General features: G+C 53.7%; 4 protein-coding genes. All 4 read right to left on the bottom strand.

Annotated features, from left to right (window positions below):
- A partial coding sequence (locus ACWA6V_RS14165) for a peroxidase family protein (RefSeq protein WP_449523102.1) occupies positions 1-506 on the bottom strand: 506 nt, incomplete at its 3' end.
- Positions 507-766: 260 nt separating this feature from the next.
- Entirely contained in the window at positions 767-2,686 is a 1,920-nt protein-coding gene (locus tag ACWA6V_RS14160; protein WP_449523101.1) for a potassium transporter Kup, read from the bottom strand.
- 79 nt (positions 2,687-2,765) lie between these two features.
- Positions 2,766-3,482, bottom strand: a complete 717-nt coding sequence (locus ACWA6V_RS14155; protein ID WP_449523100.1) for a response regulator — start codon at positions 3,480-3,482, stop codon at positions 2,766-2,768.
- Positions 3,479-5,037: sensor histidine kinase (locus ACWA6V_RS14150; RefSeq protein ID WP_449523099.1), on the bottom strand; the 1,559-nt coding region annotated here is incomplete at its 5' end. The genes ACWA6V_RS14155 and ACWA6V_RS14150, both read right to left, overlap by 4 nt.

Below are 5,037 nucleotides of genomic sequence, written 5' to 3'. Positions count from 1 at the left end.
GTTTTCAAACCCATGGATTCATAGGCCATATTGCCCGCCAGGATCATCAAATCCGCCCAGGACAGCTTGTTGCCGTATTTCTTTTTAATCGGCCACAAGAGGCGGCGGGCTTTGTCCAGATTGCCATTGTCCGGCCAGCTATTGAGTGGGGCAAAACGTTGGTTGCCAGTACCTGCACCGCCACGGCCGTCGGCTATGCGGTAACTACCGGCGGAGTGCCAGGCCAAACGAATCATTAAACCGCCGTAGTGACCCCAATCCGCTGGCCACCAAGCCTGGCTGTCAGTCATCAGCGCCTTGAGATCGTTTTTAACGGCTTGCAGATCGAGCTTTTTGAATTCTTCGGCGTAGTTGAAATCATCGCCAAGCGGATTGGTCTTGCGGTCGTGTTGATGCAGGATGTCGAGGTTCAACGCATTTGGCCACCAGGCCGTATTGGACTTACTCGACGCGGTATTGCCGCCGTGCATCACCGGGCATTTACCTGCAGATGGGTTGTTATCCATGGTTATCTCCTGTTTCTCTGGTTAGATTGCAAACGTAGATTCGATTGGGTAACACAGCTGCGCACCAGCAGCCGTTGTTTCACTTATCTCGTGGACAAGACAACCTTAGTCGAAAACCCTGCAATTAGTTAAATTTATAATTGATAACAGCGCGATAGCTTTAGGATATAAATAGAAAAGGCCACAAGTTTGCGGCCTTCTGAAGGAAAGTTATAAAAGATAATTGTTAAAACGCTTGTTTTAATTTAGAAAAAATCCAGTTAAATCTGCACCCGCGTACCCAATTCAATCACCGCGTTGTCGGGCAAGCGGAAGAACTCCACTACGCCGCCGGCATTGCGCGTCATAGCCGCAAACAAGCGCTCGCGCCAGGGCGCCATACCACCACCGGGTGTGGAGACAATCGACTCGCGACTTAAGAAGTAACTGGTTTGGAAATGCGGGATGGTTAACCCGTAGCGCTCACAAAGCTTTAATGCGCGCGGCACATCGGGTGCGTCCATAAAACCAAAGTTGACGGTCACGCGCCAGAAACTGTTACCCAACTCTTCCAATTGGATGCGCTCATCCTCGCCCACCCAAGGCACATCTTTAAATTGCACAGTCAGAATTAAATTGCGTTCATGCAACACCTGATTGTGTTTCAGGTTGTGCAGCAATGCCTGAGGAACGGTAGACGCATCGGCCACCATATACACGGCTACCCGTGCGGCGCGCTGAATTTCGTCGGGACGCAAGGTGGGTAGAAAAGATCCCAACTCCAAGCCATCGCGATGAATGCATTGCATCACAATCGTCCGGCCGCGCTGCCAAGTGCTCATGATTAAAAATAAAACTGCAGCGACCAGTAGTGAGAACCAACCGCCGTCTAAAAATTTAAGCGCACAGCCCGCGACCAGAAAAATATCCACTGCCAAAAACAATAAGGTCGCACCGATTGCAATTGGCAGCGGTAATTTCCAGCGGCCGCGCACCACAAAAAATGTCAGGCACGTCGTTGTCGCCATAGTGACCGTCACCGCAATTCCGTATGCACCTGCCAAACCGGATGAGCTACCAAAGAACAGCACTACTGCAATCACCCCGGCAAGCAACATCCAATTCACGGCGGGCATGTAGATTTGCCCGGATTCCCGTGCCGAGGTGTGCTGCACGGTCATGCGCGGTAAAAATCCCAACTGGATTGCCTGGCGCGTCATCGAGTAAGCGCCAGAAATCACCGCTTGTGAGGCGATGATCGCCGCCAAAGTGGCGATAATAAGCGCAGGCCAAATCAGGGTTTGCGGGAAGAGTTTGTAAAAAGGATTAGCGATAGCCGTTGGATCAGCCAATAAGAGTGCGCCCTGCCCCATGTAATTCAGTGCGAGCGATGGCAATACCAGATAGGTCCAGGCGATCTGGATCGGCTTGCGCCCGAAGTGGCCCATATCAGCGTAGAGCGCTTCAGCGCCGGTCAGTGCCAACACGATTGCACCAATCGCGGCAAATACATACCAGCCGCGCCCCGCGAGAAAATTCCAAGCCTCCAGAGGGTTAAGCGCAGCAAGAATTGCAGGCTGAGCGATAATATGGGCAATGCCCGATACCGCCAGCATCGAAAACCAAATAGTCACTATGGGACCAAACACTTTGCCCATGGCACCTGTACCGAAGCGCTGCACCAGAAACAGGCTGATCAGAATCGCCAGGGTAATCGGGACAACCAACGGTTTTAGCGCCGGAGTCGCTACCTCCAATCCTTCCATCGCACCCAGAACAGAAATCGCTGGCGTGATAATGCTATCGCCATAAAACAGCGTGGCTCCGAACAATCCAATCATCAGGATGATACGGCGCAATTGTGGATTGGTGCTGGCAGTCTTGGCGGCAAGTGCCGTCAGCGCGAGTGAACCGCCTTCACCGCGATTATCTGCCCGCAAAATCAGGATCACGTATTTCAGCGTCACCACCAACATCAACGCCCAAAAGATGGTGGATACGGCGCCGACAATATGAGTCGCATCCAAAGGTACTCCAGTCGCCGGAGCAAAAATTTCTTTTACCGTGTACAGCGGGCTGGTGCCTATATCGCCATAAACAACACCGATGGCAGCCAAAGTCAGCGCGGCCATACCTTGACGTGCGGGCGTTGAGGGGGATGAAGAATCGGGTTCGATGGGTAATGAAGAGGAGACAGTCATGGGAAAAACCTATGCAATGAAGACATCGCCAGTGTTCCCAATCGCGCATCAGGATCGCATAAGTATTATCGAAACCGAATCAGCTTTCGGTATCCAGCAGGCGATACCCCACCCCCGGCTCAGTCAGCAATAACTGCGGCTCTGCCGGATTATCTTCCAGCTTGGCGCGCAGCTGTCCCATATAAAGCCGCAGATAATGGGTGTGCTCCAGATATTCCTGCCCCCACACATCCACCAATAACTGGCGATGGGTTACCACCTGCCCCGCGCTGCGCACCAGCCGCGCCAGCAAATTAAATTCGGTGGGGGTTAGATGGACGGCATCACCCTTGCAGCTAACGCGATGATTGGCGAGATCAATCACCAGATCACCCTGTTCATAGCGAGTGACCGCCGCACGCACCTGATTGCCGCGATGACGCAGCGCCACCCGCATACGCGCGAGCAATTCGCCGATGCTAAAAGGTTTCACCAGATAATCATCGGCACCTTCATCCAACAGGTGGATTTTCTGCCCCTCTGCTTCGCGTGCGGAGATGATAATCACCGGCGTCGATTGTTTGCGCCTGAGCTTCACCAACAAATCGCTGCCATCGCCATCCGGTAAACCTAAATCCAGCAGAATCAAATCAAACGCCGGTGTGCTCGCTTCCTCCAATTGCGTTTGGCCGTACATCGCAATCGCTTCGGCCAAACTTGCCGCCGTAAGCACTTGGTAACCCTCAACCAGCAATGCTTCGCGCAGGGTTGCGCGCAGTTCGCGGTCGTCTTCCACCAACAATAAACGCAAACTCATAGATGGCTTTCCGGATTAACGGGTTGGGAGCGCAGGGGCAAATGACATTCAAAACTGGCACCGGTAGTTGGGGCATGGAACTCCAGTTCACCACCGTGGGCGCGGGCGATAGCGCGGCACAGCGCCAAGCCAATTCCCGTTCCGCCCGCACCGCCAGGTTTACGGTGGTCGCCACGCTGGAAAACCTCAAATATCTGCTCGTAATCCGCTGCAGCAATACCGGTTCCTTGATCGCGCACAGCGAATATCAAATGGTGTTTATCTAAATAGGCCAATACCGTGATTGGCGACTCGGGCGGACTGTATTTGAGTGAGTTGTCGATCAGGTTTTCCAGTAGTTGTGATAGCAAAAGGGAATCGCCCCACAAGAGCGGTAAATGTGATTCAAGTTTTGCACTCAAGCGCTGCTGCGGATCATGGCTGCGCATACGGCGCATTACACTGCCGATGATTTCCTCGGCCGATTCCCAATCGCCTTGAATGTTGCCACCAATCGCATCCAGCCGCGCCAGTTGTAATACGTTGCTGGTCAAACGGCGCAGGCGATCGGCTTCCTCCACAATGCTGTGCGCTAACTGTTGACGTTGCATATCGGACAGGCGTTCGCTTTGCTGATCAAGGGAAGATGCGGCACCCATGATGGTTGCGAGCGGTGTGCGGTAATCGTGGGAGATAGCCGCGAGCAAGGTATTGCGCACAACTTGTGCCTGAGCTTGATCGCGCGCCTGCCGCTCTTGCTGTTGGATATGATGCCGTTCCAAGGCAGCACCCATTTGGTCGCACAGCGCCTGGGCTTGGGTCAGTGCCGGAAACTCATCGGCACTGGTGATGCCGGAAATCATCGCCGCACCCGAGGTCATACTGCGCCCGCGCAGCGGCAAATAAAGTGCATCCAATTCCTGATAGTGCCCAGTGCCCGGCCCTAGCGGTTGGCCAGTGCGCAAGCAGTGCCAAAGTGCTTCTTCATGTTCAGGATTAACGCTACCTATGCGCTGTAAAGCGGAGGGCAGATTAGTAGGAGGAAGCTGGTTATTCAGGGCGACCAACGCCACCGTATGATTGTTTGCTTTTCCCACAGACAATCGCCCCAACGCCTGATGCAATTCATCCAGCAGCGAACCGGGTTCACTGGCATCGCGCAGCTTATCGCCCCAAATACGCAGCTCTTCGGCCGCATGGGCGTAAGCCTGGGCGCGGCGCGACTGTTCACGCAAAAACACCATCAAACCCGCGATGATGATATTCACCAACATCATGGCAATCAGCAAGACCGTGTGTTGATGGAGGTCTATCGCGAAGGTGCCGCGCGGTGGGACAAAGCTCCAGTTAAACGCCATCAACCCAACCACACTCGCCAGCAAGGTCACACTCAGCGGCAGCCAAAGCGCTGCAAGTGCAGAGGTCAGCACCAGAATCAGGCTGAGATTAACCGGGTCGAAATGGGCATCAAAAAAGAGCAACACACACCAGCCCAGTAACCAAATTACCAGGCCGATGCTATACCGCAGAAATTGTTGTGAAGACGTGAGTGCGTTCATAGGCGAGAGCTTAGCAG

Source organism: Cellvibrio sp., assembly GCF_053579595.1.
Note: the sequence above shows the minus strand (reverse complement) of the source record. Positions and strands in the feature narration are given on the sequence as shown.